Below are 18,700 nucleotides of genomic sequence, written 5' to 3'. Positions count from 1 at the left end.
CCCTGAAACCTCGAAACACGTGACCTTCAGTTCGTCGGTTACCCGTCACAGCGTTTATTCCCGGACGAGTTACCGTTCCGCCTCGAGGTCGTCGAACGCGACTTCGCCTGCCCGAAGCGCCGTGAGCGTGTTCGCGATCCCATCGATCGGCAGGCGTTTCTGGTCGGTCGAGTCGCGCTCGCGAACCGTGACGGTGGTTTCCTCGTTTTCGAGCGTCTCGTAGTCGACGGTCACACAGAACGGCGTGCCGACCTCGTCCTGTCTGCGATACCGCCGGCCGATGTTCCCCGAGTCGTCGTAGGTGACCGCTAATCCGGCCTCCCGCAGCGTCGAGGCGACCTCCTCGGCCAGCTCCTCGAGTTCGTCGTCGTTTTGCAGCGGGAACACGCCGACGAACGTCGGTGCGACCTCCGGCTCGAGTCCCAGGTAGGTCCGCTCCTCGCCGGCGACCTCGTCCTCGCGGTAGGCGTGGTGGAGGACGGTGTAGACGAGTCGGTCGACGCCGAAGGAGGGTTCGACGACGTGGGGGACGATGTGTTCGCCGGCCTCGGTCTGCTCCTCGACGGCGAAGCCCGTCTTCTCGAGCGGGATCTCGTGGGCCTCGCCCTCGAGTTCGATCTCGACGGTCTCGTTCTCGAAGGCCGCCCGATCGCGTTCTGCGAGGGCCTCGAGTTCGTCCACGACGGCCTGCGCGTCGCCGCCGAACTCCGGACCCAGGTAGCTCATGTCGGGGTCGACGGTCGCGCGCTCGACGGTTTTGGGCTCGTCGTACTGCCGGAAGACCGTAAAGCGGTCCTCCGAGTGCTCGGCGTGTTTCGAGAGGTCGTAGTCGCTGCGGTAGGCGAACCCGGCCATCTCGATCCAGTAACCGGAAGACGACTCCGTCGACTTCCGTTGTTCGGAATCTTGCGATTCCTCACTCCCGTCAATCAACGCCTCGGCGTCCCAGCAGTCGGCGGCGTAGTGGGCGCGCTCGCCCGCGAGGTGCTGGCGGAACCGGAACCGGTCCATGTCGACGCCAACCGCGTCGTACCACGGTTTGGCGACGCCGAGGAAGTAGCCCACCCACGGACTCGCGATCGTCCCCGATTCGACCGCCTCGCCGATGGTCGTCCGGATCTCTTCGCCGTCGTCAGCGTTCTGCTCGTCCGCTGGGTACAGCGTCACTTCGACGTCTTCGACGGCCTCTAAGTCCGGCTCGTCCGTTTCGGGGTCGATGAAGTACTCGAGTTCGGCCTGGGTGAACTCGCGGGTGCGGATGATCGATCGCCGCGGACTGATCTCGTTGCGGTAGGCTCGGCCGATCTGAGTGACGCCGAACGGCAGCGTGTTCCGGGCGTACATTTTGATATACATAGCAGTACCTCTGAATAGCAGAGAGAATTCACAGCAGCTCTAATCGATCGTAGAGCCTCGTTGTCCCGCACCGGGTCTCTATCTCGTCGTTTTGTGGCTGTGGGCACTGATCACGAGCGTGGTACGATGGCGGACAGGTTGAGATACGAGCAGACGAGCTTTATTTCGACAGACGGCGTCCTCTAAGGTGATCGAACGGATGAAGACCCAGTACTACGTTGCAACGAGCATCGACGGGTATCTCGCCGATGCCAATAATTCTCTCGACTGGCTTTTGCGATTCGGAGACGTCGAGGGCGTGAACGACGATTACTCCCGGTTCGTCGATCGAGTCGGTGCCATCGCCATGGGGTCGTCGCTTGATACTGGATCAGTTCTAAATACCAATCCACTCTATAAATAACTCGTAAGTTATGGAGATACCATACGCTCCAAGGACATTTCTTCTCACAAACAATTAAGCGGCCAAGGACACAGACTGACACGCATAGGGCACAGATAATCCGCATCGAATCGCGAGACTCGGTCGGGTACGGCCGATCGATCAGTCGGGTAGACTAACGACCGCCGGAATGCCGAACCCGTTCGGACCTCGAAAACCGTATGTATTCACTACTATACATGTCTAGTCCCGTATGAAGATCGGTGGGGTTGGGTGAGTGCCGGCTGCGAGTTCAGCGCAGGGCGACGGCGACGGCCGTACGCCAGAGAACGAGGACGACGAGACCGAAACCGGTGATCACGAGATTGAACGGGAACGCGCCACCACCCTCGAAAAGCGGCGACGAGCGGATGATCAGGCCGAGATTCGCCCCGGCGATCCAGGCCAGAGCCGTGTATCGGACCGCTCGAGTCGGATCGGCGTAGGTTTCCTTCGCATAGAGGCCGGCCAGCAGAGCGGTTATCGTCCACCCGATGAGAAACGGGGTGATCGGCTCGAGCGCGCCGAGCGGGTTCGCCAGCGGATCCTCGCTATGGTGGAGGTACCCGTACGTGACGAGGCCGGCGACTGCGACGATATCGACCGCCACAATGCCGAGCCGTTCGCGCGAAAGGACGGCCGAGACGGTTCGTCCTCGAGTATCGGTGCTCATGTCTCTCACTGGGTCCCCATACCTATTGTGTCCCACGGTTTCCGCGGTGAGCGTGACTGAGGCTACGGAGACGACTCGAGAACCACGAAAGACAGGAGGAGGGGTCTCGGCGAGGGAGCCGAGAGTCGTCCAACGGACAGTGCCGACGTGCGAGGGCAGGCCTCGCACGGGGAGGTATCCGTGCCGGCGCGTATTTGTTACTGGTTGCTTTCGACGCGACAGTGTGTCTACACTACTGATCGACGGGTAGTACGGGCGGCCTACCGCCACGACAACTCGAGCGGTGGCTCGCGTGCCGGCGGTGAGAAACACACGGGGGGCGTCAGTGACTCAGAGCGGGTCGACGAGATCGGCGAGCGCAACAGCGGGATCGTCCGCTTTCGCGACGCCGCTCGCGAGCAACACGCCCTCCGCACCGAGATCCCCGGCGGAGACCACGTCCTCGCCCGTGCTGATTCCCGCGCCACAGAGGACCGAAACGTCGTCGTCGACACTGTCGGCCGCGGCGACTGCATCCTCGACGATGTCGGGATCTGCCTGACTGACCGGCGTTCCCGTACCGATGAGTTCCGGCGGCTCGACGGCGACGGCGTCCGGTCCGAGTGCTGCACTCCCAGCGATCTGTGCGGGATTGTTCGCACAGACGATGGTCTCGAGTCCGGCGCGCTCGGCGGCGCGAATCGAGCCGTCGATATCCGCGAGTTTCAGCCGCTTTTCGGAGTGATTGATGAGCGTTCCCTCGGCACCGACTTCGGCGAGCGATTCGGCCAGCGCGTGGCCCGTGTTGCTGCCGTGGTCGATCGGATCGACGTGCTGGGCCCACGTCTCGACGCCCGTCGCGGCGACCCGCTCGACGTGAGCGGCCTGCGGTGCAACGGCGAGTCGTGCGTCGGTTTCCTCGTCGACGTCGCGAACGGCTTCCGCGACGGCGACCGGGTCACACGGATACGTCTTCAAATTGACGAGGATGAACATACCCGAGACAGGCCCGCGAGAACGGAAAGAGGTTTCGACAGTCGTGCGGATCGATGGGTCGACGAAACGGTCCGAAGTACGACTATGATCGAGAGGTGTACCGCCGAAGCGAGTCCGATCAGTCCTTTCGCTTGACCACGTCGCCGAGGGTGTAACTCCCGCTCGCGGAGCCGCCGTCCCAGTCGGCGTCCTCGCTCGAGCCGACCTCGCCGGAGAGGCTCACGTCGAGGAACTTCTCGAGTTTCGACTGCACGCTGTCGGTCGGGAGCGTATCGCCGCGCTCGAGTTTGGTGATGAGACTCGCCTTCTCGTTGAGTTCGTTCGCGAGTTCCGACTGGCTGAGTCCCTTCTGTTCGCGAGCCTGACGGATCCGGTCGTCGTAGTCGGTCGCGATCTCGTCCATGTCGTCGAACATGTCCGTCCGGCGGGTCGACCCGCCGGAACTCGCGGAACCGCTCGAAGTCGAACTCGAGGCGTTGGCGCTCGAACTCGAGCCCGAAGAGCCGCCGGAGCTCGAACCCGTCGAATACTTCGTCGACGTACTCGAACTCGAGGAACCCGTCTTCACCTCGGTGCCGAAATCTGTGCAATCCGAACACACGTCAAGCTTGGCACCCTCAACTTTGATCGTTTTCGGGGACGACGTCTCGGCGCCACACATTTCGCACTGAACCATGAGAGAGTCTATATTCCGGCGCGTGATAAACCATGCGGCGAGCATCGAGGCGACAAAACGAGCGCTTCGCTCGAGGATCACTTCGAGCGCACCGCGATCAGTCGAGCGCCGACCAGGAGTAGTAAAACCGCTGCAGTGCAGTGAGGTGTCCGACGACGCCGAGAAAGACCAGCAGCCAGCCGACGACGGTGAGTCCACCTGGTGTCACGTCAGCGAGCGGGTAGGCGAGAAAGCCGACAGCGCCGATGATCGCGAGCCGATCTGCTCTCCCGACGAGGCCGCCGTAGACCCGGTCCAGACCGACCGCCTGTGCCTGCGTCCCGAGGTAGGAGGTCATCACGACTCCGGTGACCGCGAGGAATCCGAGGACGTAGTCCTCGATACCGGCGGCCAGTCCGGCGATGACGACGATGTCGGCGTACCGATCCAGCACGTGATCGAGCAGGTCACCGCCGGCGGACGCGACGTCTTGCTCGCGCGCGAGCGCGCCGTCGATAATATCCAGCCAGCCGTTGACGAAGACCAGAAACGCCGCGGCGACGAACCAGATCGGATCGCCTCGACCGCCGAGCGCGAAGGCGACGGCCGCCGCGATAGCCATACCGAACGCCAGTACGCTGACCCCGTTCGGCGTCATCCCGATCCGATCGAATCCCTTGACGAACGGATCTAGGAATTTCGAGATGTACGGCCTGAACTGATCCAGCGTCATGTGAGATACCCCACGAAGTCGACTTCGCCCGCGGACGGCTCGCGCTCGCCCGTCACGACCGCACAGAGTGCATCGGCGACTTCCTCGGGCGTCCGATTCGTCGTGTCGATCTCGTAGACCGACTCGAGGCCGTGCCGATCGACGGTTTCGCCGAGGATCACGTCGAGCGCTTCGCTTTCGGCGTTCTCGCTCGCTTTGGCCGCCGTCTCGCCGCGGTCTGCGAGTCGCGTTTCGAGCGTTTCCGGCTCGCATCGCAACACGGCGACCCGGTCGGCGTCGAAGTGGTGTGCGAGGTGCGACTCGATCAGCACGTCGTCTCGTCCCTCGAGCCACGCCTCGAGCGCGTCCATGTCCGCGACCTTGCTCTGTCGGTCCTCGTCGACTTCGGTGTACAACGCCTCGTCTTCGAGCACCTCGTTCAAGTGGACGACCTCGAGGGTCGAATCGCCGATATCGAGCCGATCGGACGGCGAATCTCCCGCGGCCGCTCGAGCCGCCAGCGCGTCCGTCGCGGTGGTTTTTCCGGTTCCGGGGGTTCCAGTCACGGCGACTCTCACGAGTCGGACACCTCCGGCGCGTTCGGGTCCGCGGCGTCCTCGACCGTCCCGCCCTCGGGGAGTCCGAGATCCGCGAGGACCCCGTTCAGCGTCTCGACCGCGCGTTCGGTTTCGGCGTCGGTCCCGCAGGTGATCCGGATACATCCCGGTAGACCGAAACTCGTGCAGTCGCGGACGATGACGCCCCGCTGTTGCATCTCCTCGGCAACGGTTGAAGCGTCGCCGACGGCGACGAGGACGAAATTTCCCTCACTCGGCCAGACGTGCGCGTCGATGTTCTCACGCATGTATTCGCGCGACTCGAGGGTCGTTTCAACGGTTCGCTCGACGTGCTCGTCGTCGTCGAAGGCCGCGAGTCCAGCACGGCAGGCCAGTTCGCTCGCCGCGAAGGGGGTGTTCACGCGCGCGTAGGCATCACCCCACGCCTCGGGAACGACGGCGTAGCCGAGTCGGACCCCGGCGAGGCCGTAGGCCTTCGAGAACGTTCGCACGATCGCGACATCGTCGCGAGCGTCGTACCCGTCGCGACCCTGGGTCAGCGCGAGCGCGCTGTCGACCCCGGCGAACTCGCCGTAGGCCTCGTCGACGACGACGAGGGTTTCCTCGGCGGTTTCCTCGGCGATACGCTCGATTTCCGCGAGTTCGATCGTCGTACCCGTCGGGTTGTGCGGGCTCGTCAGGTAGACGACCCGCTCGCCGTCGTAGGCCTCGAGCACGGGGTCGGCAGTCTGTTCGAAGTCCGAAGCGCGCTCGAGGGCGTAGGTCTCGACCGCGCCGTGGTGGAATCGGGCGCTCATGCCGTAGTAGGCGAAGCCCGGTTCGGGGACCAACACGGCGTCGTCGGGTTCTAGCATCGCCCGGTGGAGGTAATCCAGCGCGCCGTCGCCGCCGTTGGCGAGCCACACCTGCGAGTCGTCGACGCCCCACTCGGCCGCGATAGCCGCGGTGAGGTCCGCGTGGGCGGCTTTCGGATAGGCGTTGACGCTCGAGGCGGTCTCTCGGATAGCCTCGACGGCGGCGGGCGAGGGACCGTGGGGGTTCTCGTTGGAGGCGAGTTTGATGAATTCGGCGGGATCACGCCCGAGTTCGCGGGCGACCTCCTCGATCCCCCGACCGGCCTGGTATGCGACGTGGTCGGACAGATCGCGCGGTTGCATACGGGAATCCAGTTTCCCGCGGCTCTTAAGGGTGCTTACATGTGATCGCTCGCGCCTCCTTCGAGACACTGACCCCTATGCTTGCAATCGCTCGAGACGCTCGAGCGAGTCCGCGTCGGCCGGATCCTTGTCGTGGCGCACGCCCTGAAACCGCGGAAAGCGAAGCGCGTACCCCGAGGAGTACGTCGGCGAGGACTGAACCTCCTCGTAGCCGACCTCGAAGACGACCTCGGACGCTAACTCCACTTCCTGTCCTTCCTCGGCCGCGATGTGGGGCTCGAGCAGATCCGTCAAATCCGCTAACGTCTCGTCGGTGATCCCCGTCGCGACCTTGCCGACCGTCTCGAGGGACTCGCCGGAGTCGTCGGTACGAACCGAGAGTTCGAAGGTGCCGAGGAAGGTCGCGCGTCGGCCCTCGCCCCACTCGGCCCCGGTCACGACACAATCGAGCGTCTCCACGTCGGGTTTTCGCTTTCGCCAGTGTTTCCCGCGCCGCCCCGGCGAGTACGTCGAGTTGGGATCTTTGAGCATGATCCCCTCGTGACCGGCCTCGAGCGCGTCGGCGTCGATCGCCTCGATCTCCTCGGGATCGTCCGTTCGCCAGAGCAGCGAGAGCCCCCGAATCTCGCCGGGAGACTCCACAGCAGACGCCTCCTCATCCGCGAGCAACTCGACGAGTCGGTCGTGTCGATCCGTAAGCGGCGACTCGAGCAAATCCGTCCCGTCGGCGTGGAGACAGTCGAAGAACACCGGCTCGACGGTCACGTCCTCGCGGGCTTTCGCGACATCGTGTTTCCGTCGGAAGCGCTTGAGCACTTCCTGAAAGGGAAGCGGCGACCCCGACTCGTCGACGGCAACGACCTCCCCGTCGAGGATGGCCGGCCGATCCAGTCGCTGCTCGGCGAACTCGACGACCTCCGGAAGCGCGTCCGTCACGTCCTCCATGTTCCTCGAGAAGACGCGCGTCTCGGACGTGGACGCGCTCGGTTCCCCAGCGCCGGGGTCGTAGTGAAGCTGCACTCGCGCGCCGTCGTACTTCCACTCGACGGCGGCTTCGGGCCACTCCTCGAGGCGTCGGTCACCGTCCCCGTCTGGGCGAGCATCGCCTGCACCGGTCGGCCGACCTCGAGGTCCATCGCGTCCAGTCCCTCCCGGCCCTCCTCGCGAGCGACTCGAGCGACCCGGCCGTAGTCGTTCGACACCTGCAAGGCGCGTTCGACCCGCTCGGTCGGCACGTCGAACGCGGCCGCGATGGCGTCCCGCACGGTGCCCTCGCCGACGCCGATTCGCATCTCCGAGAGGACGAGTCTGGCGAGGTACCTGGCTTCCTCGCTCGCACAGCGGTTGAACAGCCCGAAGAGGATGTCGATCTTCCGGTCGGCGCTGCCGTCGCCGTCCGCCGCGGCGAGATCGCGAAGCGTTCGATCGACCTCGCGGACGGTGAGCGCGTCTTCGTCCGCACCGCCGGCTGATTCGGTGAACGCGCCCAGTCCCTGCTGGCCACCGTACTCGTAGCTCGCGGCGACCTCGCCGATCTCGCCGAGGTCCGCAAGCCGATCCTCGACGTCGGCCGGACCGACGTTCGTGCCGGCGGCCCGAGCGATAGCTTCGTAACACGAACTCGGGCCGATATCGAGTGTGGTTGAGTCCCACGCCGGAAAGACCCGCCCCTGTACGAACCGCACGAGTATTTCGAGTTCGTCCGCGGCCCGGTCGCCGTCCCCCCGTTCGTCACTCGAGCCACCTGCCGCACTCTCCTCGAGGAGGGCTCGGACGAGGTCGACGATCTCGAGATCCGCTGGCTCGGCTTCGATCGCGGCGGCCCGCTCCGTGAACGTGGCGAACTCCATCGGCGGTGGCTACGCAGTTGGCCGTGTTAAACGAATTGACTGGCGCGACGGCGGAACTCACGCTCGCGGAAGCGGTCTCGTTCGCCGTCGGCCGCTCGCGAGGACCGACGGTGTGACAGCGCCACCTGCGCCGTCTCGATGGGCGTGCCTTCAAGGCAGTCGGGCACTCACTCGCAGGTATGCCAGAGGAGGAACTCGCTGCGCGGGTCGCGGACGTACTGACGGTCGATGCCGAGGAGTTTCGCTCTCGGGCCGAGGCTGACGCCGAAACGATTATCCAGGCGATCGACGACGGGGTCTTCGACAACCCGCAGGCGATCGTTGGCCTCGAGTACGAGTTCTACGCGATCGAATCCGAGGCGTGTTCGCTCCGCCGGGTACCCCGCCGGCTCCTCGAGTTGATCGGGTTCGAGAAGGAACTCGGACTCCACAACGCGGAGATGACGACGAGCCCGCAGCCGCTGAACGCAGACGGGCTTCGAGCCCAGGAGTCGGAGGTCAAAGCCCGCCTGCGGACGGCCCTGGACGTCACCAACTCGGAGAGGATGCGCCTCGTCAGCGACGCCATGTGGACGATCCCGCCCGAGGGCGAGGACGCGACGACATACCTCACGGATAGCGTCGAACGGACGGTTGCCAACGGGAGCGACGACAGTGAAGCGACCGGGCAAGGAGACGGCCAGCAGATCCGAATCGCGACGAACATGAGCGACTCGGGCCGGTACCACGCGATGGCCAACACCGACCGCGCCCAGTCGGCCGCCATGGAGATCGACGCCCCGAACGTGTCTCTCGAGGCCGACACCGTCATGCCCGAGAGCCTCATCACGTCGATCCAGCCCCACTATCAGGTACCCCACGCGATCGACCTCCCGCTGTATTTCAACTACGCGCTTCGCATCGCCGGCCCGCTGCTCGCGCTCGGCGTCAACTCCCCGTTTTTCCCCGCGGACTGTTACGACGAGGGCGTCGCGCCCGAGGACGTCCTCGCGGACGCGTGGATGGAACACCGAATCAGCGTCTTCGAATCCGTGCTCAACGAGCGCCACACCTCTGAGGGGAAGGTGCGGTTCCCACGCGACCTGGGGCAGGTCGAGGAGGCGATCGAGCGGATCGTCGAGGACGACACGCTCGTGCCGATGCCAGTCGAAACCGGCGACCGCTTCGACGACCAGTTCCCGCACTTCCGACGCAAACACGGCACCTACTGGCGCTGGGTCCGGCCCGTCTTCGACGGCGCGACGCGCTCGGCGGCAAACGCCCGCATCGAGTTCCGCCCGATCCCCGCCCAGCCGACGGTTCGGGATTCGGTCGCCTTCCAGGCCGCTTTCGCCGGACTGCTCGAGAGCCTGGTCCGCCTCGAGCACCCGGTCTACGAACTCGACTGGGAACACGCCCACGAGAACTTCTACGCGGCGATGCAGTCGGGGCTCGACGCGAACATGACGTGGATCACCAACGATGGCAAGGAGACGACCGACACGTTCGAATTGTACGACGACCTGCTGGCCCACGCGGAAGACGGACTGACCAACCGCGGACTCACCGAGGAAGAAGCCGCAAAGTACCTCTACCCACTCAGACACCGCGTCCGGCAGGGACTCACGCCAGCGCAGTGGAAACACGATCGAGTGCGTCGCGCGCTCGAGGAAGGCGACGACCTCGAGACGGCGATCGAGTCGATGCAACGCGCGTACGTCGATCGACAATCGGAGACGCTTCTCGAGGGAAGCTTCGCGGATTGGGCGGGCGAGTGAGCCGCGGCCGGGTCCCCACGGAACGGCCTGAAAGGGACTAAGTACCGCCGGACGCGTGTGTGCGTATGGTTACGTTCCTCTCCGGCGGTACCGGGACGCCGAAGTTGCTCGACGGAGTGGATGCCGCATTCTCACCGGACGACGTGACGGTCGTCGTCAACACCGGCGACGACATCGAACTCGGCGGATTGCTCGTCTGCCCGGACATCGATACACTACTCTTTCAGGGCGGCGACGTGCTCGACCGCGAGACCTGGTGGGGGATCGACGGCGACAGCCACCGAACGAACGCCGAACTGCTCGAGATCGCCGACGCGGCGGACCTCCCGACCGGCCCGCAGTACCTCCCGGACGACCGACAGACCGCCGGTCGAGCGATCGCCGACTGGCGGCGCTTTTCGGGCGTCGGCGAATTCATGACGATCGGCGACCGCGACCGCGCGGTCCACATCACGCGAACCAGCCTCCTCGATCAGGGACGGAGCCTAAGCGAGGCGATCGCGTCCCTGGCGTCGGCGTTCGAGGTCCCGTTCGATCTGCTGCCGATGAGCGACGATTCCATCGCCAGCCTCGTCCACACCGAGGACAGGACGATGCACTTTCAGGAGTACTGGGTCGGATGGAACGCAGAACCCGCGGTCGAGGACGTCGAGTTCCGAGGATCTGACGACGCAGACCCCGCCCCGGGCGTGCTCGAGGCGCTCGCGGATCCGGTCGTGATCGGGCCGTCGAATCCAGTGACCAGCATCGGCCCGATGCTTTCAATTCCGGGGTTCGCCGACGCGCTCGGGCAGACGCCGGTCGTCGTCGTCTCGCCGTTTCTCGGAGACGAAGCGTTCTCCGGCCCCGCCGGGCAGTTGATGGACGCCGCGGGCGCGGAGCCCTCGACCGCCGGACTCGCGGAGACCTACCCGTTCGCCGACGCGTTCGTCGTCGACGAGGCCGACGACACCGAGTTCGACCAGCCCACGATTCGAACCGACATCAGGATCGACTCGAGTGACGACGCCGAACGCGTCGTTCGAACGGTGGCGAACGCCATCGAACGGGTCGAGTGAACCAGTATGTTCTCCCCACCACTCGCGCTAGCGAGTCTCAGCGGTGAGGCGGACGCCGACTGGGCGCGGACGGGCGCACCGTTCGCCGGCTGTGCGTTTCTCGGCGGCATCGCGATCGACGAACGGTCTCGGACGGCGGCCCGTGAACTCGTCGAGCGCGACCGCAACGAGTTCCTGCCGGCGGACCCGTTCGCGTTCGTCGACCGCCAGCTCGAGGCCCTCGAGTCGGTCCCGATGCGGCCTGCGGTCAACGTTCGAACGACGACGGCGGAAGCACTCGTGCCCGCCGCTCGCGTCTGTCGGGATCGAGAGGCGTTGCTGGAGATCAACGCACACTGTCGACAAGACGAGCTGTGTGCCGTCGGCTGCGGCGAGCGACTGCTCGCCGACACGGACCGCCTTCGATCGTACGTCGAGACGGCGACCGAGACGGGGGCGACGACGGGCGTCAAAGTGCGTGCGGAGGTTCCCGGCGTCGACTTGCCGACGCTCGCGAGCGAACTCGAGGACGCCGGCGCGGCGTTCGTACACGTCGACGCGATGGATTCCGAGTCGGTAATCGCCGACATCGTCGCCGAGACGGGCCTGTACGTCATCGCGAACAACGGCGTTCGCGACGAGCCGACAGTTCGCGAGTACGCCGATCACGGGGCCGACGCGGTCAGCGTCGGCCGGCCGAGCGACAACCCGATCGTCCTCGAGCGCGTCCGAAACGCCGTCAACTCACACCTCGGTCTCGAGCGGGGATCGGTCCCGCGATGAGTCCACCGGGCTATCCGTGCGTTTCCAACAAGTCCTAAGCCGCCGGCCGACAGAGTCGACGACAGTGCATATGCGAAGCGCCTCCCAGAACGCGGAACTCGCGCTGTTGCTCGAAGTCGCCGGAACGCCGAAACCGGGCAACGTCGATCGGCACCGGGACCTCGAGGATCTGCTGTTCGAACACTTCCTCGCGGGTGCAGTCGGGGCACAGAACGGCCTCCGAATGGCCGCGTCGGGCGAGTCGGTCGGCCCGTCGTTCGAACGCGCCGTCGAAGGGATGGCCGAACAGGGCGGGGGGAACACGCAGTTCGGGGCCCTGTTGTTGCTCGTTCCGCTCGTGAAGGCGGCAGGCGACGGACTCTCGCGGTCGGCCGCCGAGTCGGTCGTCGCGGACACCACCGTCGCGGATGCAAAAGCCTTTTACCGAGCGTTTGAACACGTCGACGTCTTCGTTTCCGAACCCGACCCCGAACTCGAGGCACTCGACGTTCGACGCGGAAGCGGCGCCGCTCCGGCGCTCGAAGAGCGGGGGCTCACGCTCCGCGACGTGATGGATCGAAGCGTTCCCGGCGACGACGTCGCTCGCGAGTGGGTGACAGGGTTCGAGCGCTCGTTCGACATCGCCGATAGAATCGCTGGGGCGCGAGGTCCGATCGCCGACCGCGCCGCGAGTGCCTTTCTGGCCGCCCTCGCGGAACGGCCGGACACGCTCGTCTCGAAACGCCGCGGCGAGGAGACCGCGACGAACGTCGTGAATCGGGCCGCCGAGTTGACTCGAGCCGACGGCGAGGCGGCCGACCGGGAGGCAGTCGAATCGTTCGCCGACGACCTGGTTTCGCGAGGGATCAATCCGGGCACGACCGCGGATCTGGTCGCCGCCGGGTTGTTCATCGCTCTCGAGAACGAACTGGTCGAACTATGAGCGGCGCTGGCGACAGGGTGGACAACCACGACAACGCCGAGTGGCCGGTCACGCTCGAGGGCGTGACCGAAACGGTCGTCACCACGCTCGGACCCAACGGTCGCTGGAACGCCGCTGCACTTGGACTGTTCGCCGAGCCAGAGCCAGCAGATTGGGACAAATACGGGACCGGAACGAAGCACCAGCACGCCAACGAGGCGAGTGAGCACGATATCAGCGTGACCGCGCGCACGTGGGGCAACACGAGAACGCGGCGCAACTTCCACAGACAAGGCGTCGGCTACGTCCAGTTTACGCGCGATCCCGTCGACTTCGTCGACGCCGCGCTCTCGATTTTCGAACTCGAGGAACCGACACTCGAGTCGGCAGACGCGTGGGTTCGGGTGTCGGTCGAGCGAATCGAGTCCGGGACCGAGGACGGAACGCGGTGGGAAGCGTGGCGACTCGACCCGCTCGAGTCGGCCGTCGAAACCGAAATTGTGCCGACGATAAACCGCGGGTTCGGTGCTGTCGTCGAAGCGACCGTCGCCGCCTCGAGACTCGGGGTCGAGGGCTACGACGAATCCGTGCTTCGTGATCGCCTCGAGTACTACGAGTCGGTCGTCGACCGGGCCGGCAGCGACCGCGAGCGGGAGGCGCTCTCGCGTGTACACGAGCGCGTGAACTGGTAAAACGGCACCATCGGTCTGTTGCCGGGAGGGTTTCGGGGAACGTCTGGGCATCAGGTGTGACCGTGATCGGATCAAAAGGGAGCAAATTAAGGCCCTCTAGACGGAACCGTCCACTATGGCAATCAAACCGGCCTACGTCAAAAAGACGGGGACGCTCCTGCTCGAGCAGTATCCGGACGCGTTCACGACCGATTTCGAACAGAACAAAGACAGCGTCGAGAAGCTGACGAACATCGAATCCAAGGGCGTACGAAACCGCATCGCCGGCTACGTCACGCGAAAGAAAAGCGGTCAGGTCGCGGCCTGAATTTTACGGCACGTAACTCGCGGCGCTCGAGACTAAAGATCGACACAGCGTTCGCTCCGGGAATCGCTCCGATAACTGGATCCGATACAAGAGGCGTCTCGAATCGAACACTGTAGTTCAGAGCCGGGTAAGAGGTTAGTGTCCCTGGTCTCCGCGCACGCCGGGTTCCATGTACGCGCCGACAAACAGCGCGGCGACCCCGAACGCGAAGGCGAACGCGAGGAGAACGATCCCCTGCAACAACGGCTCGCTCATCGGTTCGACGCCCTGCACGACCATTCCACCCCCCATGTACCCCTCGTACCCCGCGAACGCGCCGAAGAGGATACTGACGACACCGACGACAGCAGCGCCGATACCGAAGCCGCCCTCGAACGGCCCGATTGCCGGCGAATCAGCGGTCGATTCGCTCATCGGGACCACCCCGCCGAGCGAGCGAGTGACTGGCCGGAACAGGCCGAAACGCGACCATCGTCGATCCGGGTCGCCGCGATCGAACGCGTGTGAGTATCGTGGTGCATTTAACGTACTGTTTGGCTCCGTTTTCTTAATCTCTTCTATGCGCTCCGGGTGTCGCCCGATTTTGCTCGTGGAACACCGATCATGTTCGTCCGTCACAGCACCAGTATGCGAGTGAAATCCAAACGGTTTTGCGCACCCAAACCCGAGGTGCGGAAAATGACTGTACGTGTAGGCGTTCTCGGTGCAACGGGCGCTGTCGGCCAGCGACTGATCCAGCTACTCGATCCGCATCCGTCCTTCGAAATCGCGGCGCTGACGGCGAGCGACTCGAGCGCCGGCCGGTCCTATCGCGACGCGGCGAAGTGGCGCGTCGACTCCCCGATTCCGACCGACGTCGCGGACATGACGGTCCAGGCCACCGAACCGAGTTCGGTTCCGGACGACGTGGACCTCCTTTTCTCGTCGCTCCCCTCGAGCGTCGGCGCAGAGGTCGAACCGGACTTCTGTAACGCGGGGTACGTGCTCTCGTCGAACTCCTCGAACGCGCGGATGGACGCGGACGTTCCGCTCGTCATTCCGGAGGTCAACGCGGACCACCTCGACTTACTCGAGGTCCAGCGCGACGAGCGCGGCTGGGACGGCGCGATGGTCAAAAACCCTAACTGCTCGACGATCACCTTCGTTCCGACGCTCGCCGCGCTCGCGCAGTTCGGCCTCGAGAGCGTCCACGTCTCGACCCTGCAGGCCGTTTCGGGGGCGGGCTACGACGGCGTCACGTCGATGGAGATCATCGACAACGCGATCCCCCACATCGGCAGCGAGGAGGACAAACTCGAGACCGAATCGCGAAAACTGCTTGGCGACTTCGACGGTGCTTCCCTCACGGAAAACAGCGTCGAGGTCGCGGCCTCGTGTAACCGTATCCCGACCATCGACGGCCACCTCGAGAACGTCTGGGTGGAAACGGACGAGGACATCTCGGCCGACGACGCCGCGGCGGCCATGGAATCGTACCCGCCGCTCGAACTCCCCTCCTCGCCGGACCCGCTCATCCACGTCTTCTCGGAGCCGGACCGGCCCCAGCCGCGGATGGACCGAACGCTCGGCGGCGGCATGGCGATCGCCGCGGGCGGTATCCGCGAGTCGCCGTTCGGACTCCAGTACAATTGTCTCGCACACAACACCATCCGCGGTGCCGCCGGCGCGAGCGTGCTCAACGGCGAACTGTTGCTCGAGAACGGCTACCTCTAGATCGTCCCGGCGCTGGTTCTCGAGGTGTGACGAGACACGATTTTGGACGATTCGAAGAGCCCTGGCTACGTACTCGCGAAGGGGCCCAGTAGCTACGTGGGTGAAGAAAATGCGGGCGGCGCAGTCTCGGACTACTCGCTACTCAGATCGGCGTCGACTCGGAGTTCGGAGTCGGTGACCGTCACGACGTTATCGGCGGGAACCTGGATATCGTCCTCGCCGGCTTCGCCGAAGCCGAGACTCTGGATCCAGGCGTTCGTGAGATTCGGTTCGGGGTCGACGAAGGCGACCTGTTCGATGGCATCGACCTCGGTGACGATACCGATCTGTTCGCCGCGGATGTCCATGAGGAACTTCCCTTCGTCTTCCGTCGAGAGGACCGTCATAGTCGGTATACGCTTTCGGTTATGCAAGTAAATACATTGGGGACCAGTAGCTGGAAAATTCCGAGTCGGGCCACGTCGCGTCTCCGCCCGCTCAGAGCGAAACGCGGTTCTCGAGGTCCGCGTCCCAGCCGGATCGCTCGATCCGCTCGACGTTCGCCGCGACGATATCCGCGAGTCGCTCGTAGTACTTCGGCGTGTGCCCCGCGTTGTGGGGCGTGATCTGGACGTTCCCGAGCCCCCAGAGCGGATGGTCTTCCGGGAGCGGTTCTGGATCGGTCACGTCCAGCGACGCACCGCGGATCAAACTCGAGCGCAGCGCCTCGACGAGTGCGTCCGTGTCGATCACGGGTCCGCGCGCGACGTTCACGACGACCGCGTCGGGATCGAGCGTGACGAACTCCTCGTGACCGATCAGTCCGCGAGTGGTGTCGGTGAGCGGGCAAGCGAGCACGAGGTAGTCGGTTCGAGCGAGCGCCGCCTCGAAGGCGTCCGTTCCGAACCCGATCACGTCGTCTGCGGGGCCGCCCTTCTCGGGGGAGTACCGCACGCCGACCGTTTCGACGCCGAACGGCTCGAGACGCTGACAGACGGCCTCCCCGATCCCGCCGAGTCCGACGACGGTGACGGTCGAACCCTGGAGTTCGGTGGCCTGGTAGTGACGCCATTCCCGCCGTCGCTGGCGGCGCTGGGCCTCGTGGAACCGTCGGGTGAAGTGCAGTATCACACCGAGGACGTGCTCGCCGATGTTCGGTCCGTGGACGCCCGAGGCGTTCGTCACGCGAACCCCGCGCTCGCGGAGTTTCTCGAGCGGCAGGTGGCCGGTCCCGGCGTACGCACAGGCAAAGACCTCGAGGTCTTTTGCTTCCTCGAGCAGGTCGTCCTCGAGAGTCATGCCGGTCGCGAAGGTCGCATCGCGGATTTTCTCGCGCTCTTCGGCGGGCGTGCGAGCGAGTTCGACGGTTCGGTTCGGAAGTCGCTCCCGTAGCGTCTCCGCGTACTGTTCGACCGGCATCCCGTGTGTTCCCCGTCGAAGGACGAGGACGTCGACGTCGTCGGCCATACGCGTGCTGTCGTGCGGTGCCGTCAAAAACGTTGGTTCCGACCGATCTTTCAGGACAGCGGATACGAATTTCAGGCAGTTTAATATGGCTCGCAGACTCCGAACGGAGTATGGAACACGTCGACGTCGCGATTGTCGGTGGCGGACCCGCAGGGGCGGCCGCCGCCGAACGGGCCGCCTCCCACGGCGCGGAGACCGTCCTGTTCGAACAGGGCGTTCCGCGAGAGGACCGCGCCGAAGTCGGCCCCGATTCGACCGACGCCGCGGGAATGCTCGATTACTGGATCGACATCATGGACTTCGACTTCGAGGAAATTCCCGACGAGGTCGTCCTTCAGGAACTCGAGGGAACCGACTTCGTCGGGCCGACCTCGTCGATCCAGTTGAACACCACCGGCATGGACGCCCCCTACCCGAACTTCGGGTACACGTTCCATCGCGCTCGCATGGACGACTGGCTCCACGAACGCGCCGCCCACGCCGGCGCGGAGCTGCGGGTCGGAACGGGAGTCAAATCGATCGAAACTGACCTCTCCGGGCCGTCGCACACGCTCGCCCTGTCGAACGGCGACGAAATCCGAGCGGAGTACGCGATACTCGCCGACGGACCGCAGCGACGCATCACCCTCGACGCGCTCGATCAGTTCACGAAGCCGGGCTCGAGCATGAGCGAGTACCTCTCGCCGCCCGAAGCGAACCACATCGCCTACCAGGAGTATCGCGAGTTCCCCGAGGAACTCTTCGAGGAGGACCGACTGAAGTTCTGGTGGGGGTATATGCCCGGCGAAACCGCGTATCCGTGGGTGTTCCCCAACGACGGGACGGTCGCCCGCGTCGGGCTGACCATGCCTATCGGAATGACCCTCGAGGACGTCGACTCGCCCAAGTCGTACAAACTGCTTCGCCCCTCCGACGACGGCATTCCGTCGGGCTCGGAGTACATTCGCCGGTTGCTCGAACTCGAGTACGGTGACGAGTACGACATCGAGGAGGATTTTCCGCTCGTCGAAGACCGGGGCAAGTCGAAGGGAACCGAAACCTACCCGATCTCCTCGACGCGTCCGATCGAGTCACCCGTCGGCGCGAACGTCGCCGTCGCTGGCGGCGCGATGGGAACGACCTCGGCGTTCCACGAGGGCGGCTACCACGTCGCCGTCCGCACCGGAAAGATCGCCGGGCGACTCGCCGCGACGGACTCGCTCGAGAACTACAACGCGGTCTGGAAACGCGCGATCGGCGACGAGATCCGTCGCAACGTCGCGTTCGCCGACATCGTCGCTGAGTACGAACCGGACAACTGGGACTGGGCGTTCGAGACAATCGGAAAGATGCAGGGATCCGCGGACGACGGCTCGATCATTTCGAACCGCTACAGCGCCGGTCTCGGCGCGGCCAAAATACTCGGCGCGTACAAGAAACGCCAGTTCGCCTACCGAAACGGGACGTACGTGCAGTTCGACGAAGACCAGTACGTCTACTAGTTCTCGAGGCGCAAACTCGGATCCAGCGGCGGCGTTCGACGGGAGAGTTTAAACCCGCGGCTGTGCTAGCTCGAGTGCGCGCCTCAAGTCCCCGTTCGAGTTTACCCACACGGGTGCGATGATCACACGGCGAACCCGGGCGCGCGACACCATGGTGGTACGGTCCACCGGTCTCGCGGTCCAAACCGCGACACGGATGGTGAGGC

General features: G+C 64.9%; 17 protein-coding genes and 2 pseudogenes. 8 read left to right on the top strand and 11 right to left on the bottom strand.

Annotated elements, in window-relative coordinates; all coding sequences use genetic code 11:
• Positions 1-69: 69 nt before the first annotated feature.
• The 8 genes and pseudogenes from glyS to ligA all read right to left on the bottom strand — a co-directional run.
• Positions 70-1,350, bottom strand: a pseudogene (gene glyS, locus EL22_RS02740) (glycine--tRNA ligase); the annotation flags it as partial.
• Between the two features lie 680 nt (positions 1,351-2,030).
• Positions 2,031-2,450, bottom strand: a complete 420-nt coding sequence (locus EL22_RS02730) for a DUF3054 domain-containing protein (RefSeq protein ID WP_050050047.1) — start codon at positions 2,448-2,450, stop codon at positions 2,031-2,033.
• A 330-nt stretch (positions 2,451-2,780) separates the two neighbouring features.
• The gene (gene tpiA, locus EL22_RS02725) at positions 2,781-3,425 is read right to left on the bottom strand and encodes a triose-phosphate isomerase (RefSeq protein WP_050050046.1); all 645 of its coding nucleotides are present in this window, start codon (positions 3,423-3,425) and stop codon (positions 2,781-2,783) included.
• 118 nt (positions 3,426-3,543) lie between these two features.
• Positions 3,544-4,101, bottom strand: a complete 558-nt coding sequence (locus EL22_RS15825; protein WP_082146676.1) for a multiprotein bridging factor aMBF1 — start codon at positions 4,099-4,101, stop codon at positions 3,544-3,546.
• Between the two features lie 97 nt (positions 4,102-4,198).
• Entirely contained in the window at positions 4,199-4,813 is a 615-nt protein-coding gene (locus EL22_RS02710) for a CDP-alcohol phosphatidyltransferase family protein (protein WP_050050043.1), read from the bottom strand.
• The gene (locus EL22_RS02705) at positions 4,810-5,370 is read right to left on the bottom strand and encodes an adenylate kinase family protein (RefSeq protein ID WP_050050042.1); all 561 of its coding nucleotides are present in this window, start codon (positions 5,368-5,370) and stop codon (positions 4,810-4,812) included. The genes EL22_RS02710 and EL22_RS02705 overlap by 4 nt, the downstream gene beginning before the upstream one ends.
• Positions 5,367-6,527, bottom strand: a complete 1,161-nt coding sequence (gene hisC / locus EL22_RS02700) for a histidinol-phosphate transaminase (RefSeq protein WP_050050041.1) — start codon at positions 6,525-6,527, stop codon at positions 5,367-5,369. The genes EL22_RS02705 and hisC overlap by 4 nt, the downstream gene beginning before the upstream one ends.
• A 75-nt stretch (positions 6,528-6,602) precedes the next feature.
• Positions 6,603-8,377, bottom strand: a pseudogene (ligA, locus tag EL22_RS02695) (ATP-dependent DNA ligase LigA).
• A 179-nt stretch (positions 8,378-8,556) separates the two neighbouring features.
• On the opposite strand from ligA, the gene EL22_RS02690 reads away from it, so the two are divergent.
• The 6 genes from EL22_RS02690 (at position 8,557) to EL22_RS02665 (ending at position 13,854) form a co-directional block, all read left to right on the top strand.
• On the top strand, positions 8,557-10,134 hold the full coding sequence (locus tag EL22_RS02690) for a hypothetical protein (protein ID WP_050050040.1): 1,578 nt from the start codon (positions 8,557-8,559) through the stop codon (positions 10,132-10,134).
• 65 nt (positions 10,135-10,199) lie between these two features.
• A complete protein-coding gene (cofD, locus tag EL22_RS02685) occupies positions 10,200-11,192 on the top strand; it encodes a 2-phospho-L-lactate transferase (RefSeq protein WP_050050039.1) in 993 nt (330 codons plus the stop codon).
• A 6-nt stretch (positions 11,193-11,198) separates the two neighbouring features.
• Positions 11,199-11,954, top strand: a complete 756-nt coding sequence (locus EL22_RS02680; protein WP_050050038.1) for a dihydropyrimidine dehydrogenase — start codon at positions 11,199-11,201, stop codon at positions 11,952-11,954.
• A gap of 70 nt (positions 11,955-12,024) precedes the next feature.
• Positions 12,025-12,876 carry a triphosphoribosyl-dephospho-CoA synthase gene (locus EL22_RS02675; RefSeq protein ID WP_050050037.1) on the top strand — a complete coding sequence of 284 codons (852 nt, stop codon included), beginning with the start codon at positions 12,025-12,027 and terminating at the stop codon, positions 12,874-12,876.
• Positions 12,873-13,547 (top strand): DUF447 domain-containing protein, encoded by a 675-nt coding sequence (locus EL22_RS02670; RefSeq protein ID WP_050050036.1) that lies wholly within the window; start codon positions 12,873-12,875, stop codon positions 13,545-13,547. Before EL22_RS02675 ends, EL22_RS02670 begins: the two co-directional genes overlap by 4 nt.
• A gap of 115 nt (positions 13,548-13,662) precedes the next feature.
• Positions 13,663-13,854, top strand: coding sequence for a 30S ribosomal protein S17e (locus EL22_RS02665; RefSeq protein WP_049952737.1), 192 nt, complete (start codon positions 13,663-13,665; stop codon positions 13,852-13,854).
• A 135-nt stretch (positions 13,855-13,989) separates the two neighbouring features.
• Here EL22_RS02665 and EL22_RS16995 read toward each other — a convergent pair whose 3' ends face one another.
• Positions 13,990-14,268 (bottom strand): hypothetical protein, encoded by a 279-nt coding sequence (locus EL22_RS16995; protein ID WP_156184031.1) that lies wholly within the window; start codon positions 14,266-14,268, stop codon positions 13,990-13,992.
• Positions 14,269-14,532: 264 nt separating this feature from the next.
• Here EL22_RS16995 and asd point away from each other — a divergent pair, with 264 nt between their 5' ends.
• A complete protein-coding gene (gene asd / locus EL22_RS02655; protein ID WP_050050034.1) occupies positions 14,533-15,567 on the top strand; it encodes an aspartate-semialdehyde dehydrogenase in 1,035 nt (344 codons plus the stop codon).
• 131 nt (positions 15,568-15,698) lie between these two features.
• Here asd and EL22_RS02650 read toward each other — a convergent pair whose 3' ends face one another.
• The gene (locus tag EL22_RS02650; protein ID WP_050050033.1) at positions 15,699-15,953 is read right to left on the bottom strand and encodes a hypothetical protein; all 255 of its coding nucleotides are present in this window, start codon (positions 15,951-15,953) and stop codon (positions 15,699-15,701) included.
• Between the two features lie 91 nt (positions 15,954-16,044).
• Positions 16,045-17,013, bottom strand: coding sequence for a D-2-hydroxyacid dehydrogenase (locus tag EL22_RS02645; RefSeq protein WP_197075828.1), 969 nt, complete (start codon positions 17,011-17,013; stop codon positions 16,045-16,047).
• A 110-nt stretch (positions 17,014-17,123) separates the two neighbouring features.
• Here EL22_RS02645 and EL22_RS02640 point away from each other — a divergent pair, with 110 nt between their 5' ends.
• Positions 17,124-18,494: an NAD(P)/FAD-dependent oxidoreductase gene (locus EL22_RS02640; protein ID WP_050050031.1), complete on the top strand. Its 1,371-nt coding sequence runs from the start codon at positions 17,124-17,126 to the stop codon at positions 18,492-18,494.
• Positions 18,495-18,700 lie beyond the last annotated feature (206 nt).

The sequence above is a fragment of the Halostagnicola sp. A56 genome (assembly GCF_000691505.1).
Classification (GTDB): Archaea; Halobacteriota; Halobacteria; order Halobacteriales; family Natrialbaceae; genus Halostagnicola.
Note: the sequence above shows the minus strand (reverse complement) of the source record. Positions and strands in the feature narration are given on the sequence as shown.

Bases quoted from the DNA above. Each gene is read 5' to 3' on its own strand.
- EL22_RS02650 (WP_050050033.1), bottom strand. From the start codon at position 15,953: ATGACGGTCCTCTCGACGGAAGACGAAGGGAAGTTCCTCATGGACATC.
- asd (WP_050050034.1), top strand. From the start codon at position 14,533: ATGACTGTACGTGTAGGCGTTCTCGGTGCAACGGGCGCTGTCGGCCAG.
- tpiA (WP_050050046.1), bottom strand. From the start codon at position 3,425: ATGTTCATCCTCGTCAATTTGAAGACGTATCCGTGTGACCCGGTCGCC.
- EL22_RS15825 (WP_082146676.1), bottom strand. From the start codon at position 4,101: ATGGTTCAGTGCGAAATGTGTGGCGCCGAGACGTCGTCCCCGAAAACG.
- cofD (WP_050050039.1), top strand. From the start codon at position 10,200: ATGGTTACGTTCCTCTCCGGCGGTACCGGGACGCCGAAGTTGCTCGAC.
- EL22_RS02645 (WP_197075828.1), bottom strand. From the start codon at position 17,013: ATGGCCGACGACGTCGACGTCCTCGTCCTTCGACGGGGAACACACGGG.
- EL22_RS02690 (WP_050050040.1), top strand. From the start codon at position 8,557: ATGCCAGAGGAGGAACTCGCTGCGCGGGTCGCGGACGTACTGACGGTC.
- EL22_RS02675 (WP_050050037.1), top strand. From the start codon at position 12,025: ATGCGAAGCGCCTCCCAGAACGCGGAACTCGCGCTGTTGCTCGAAGTC.
- EL22_RS02670 (WP_050050036.1), top strand. From the start codon at position 12,873: ATGAGCGGCGCTGGCGACAGGGTGGACAACCACGACAACGCCGAGTGG.
- EL22_RS02710 (WP_050050043.1), bottom strand. From the start codon at position 4,813: ATGACGCTGGATCAGTTCAGGCCGTACATCTCGAAATTCCTAGATCCG.
- EL22_RS02665 (WP_049952737.1), top strand. From the start codon at position 13,663: ATGGCAATCAAACCGGCCTACGTCAAAAAGACGGGGACGCTCCTGCTC.
- hisC (WP_050050041.1), bottom strand. From the start codon at position 6,527: ATGCAACCGCGCGATCTGTCCGACCACGTCGCATACCAGGCCGGTCGG.
- EL22_RS02680 (WP_050050038.1), top strand. From the start codon at position 11,199: ATGTTCTCCCCACCACTCGCGCTAGCGAGTCTCAGCGGTGAGGCGGAC.
- EL22_RS16995 (WP_156184031.1), bottom strand. From the start codon at position 14,268: ATGAGCGAATCGACCGCTGATTCGCCGGCAATCGGGCCGTTCGAGGGC.
- EL22_RS02640 (WP_050050031.1), top strand. From the start codon at position 17,124: ATGGAACACGTCGACGTCGCGATTGTCGGTGGCGGACCCGCAGGGGCG.
- EL22_RS02730 (WP_050050047.1), bottom strand. From the start codon at position 2,450: ATGAGCACCGATACTCGAGGACGAACCGTCTCGGCCGTCCTTTCGCGC.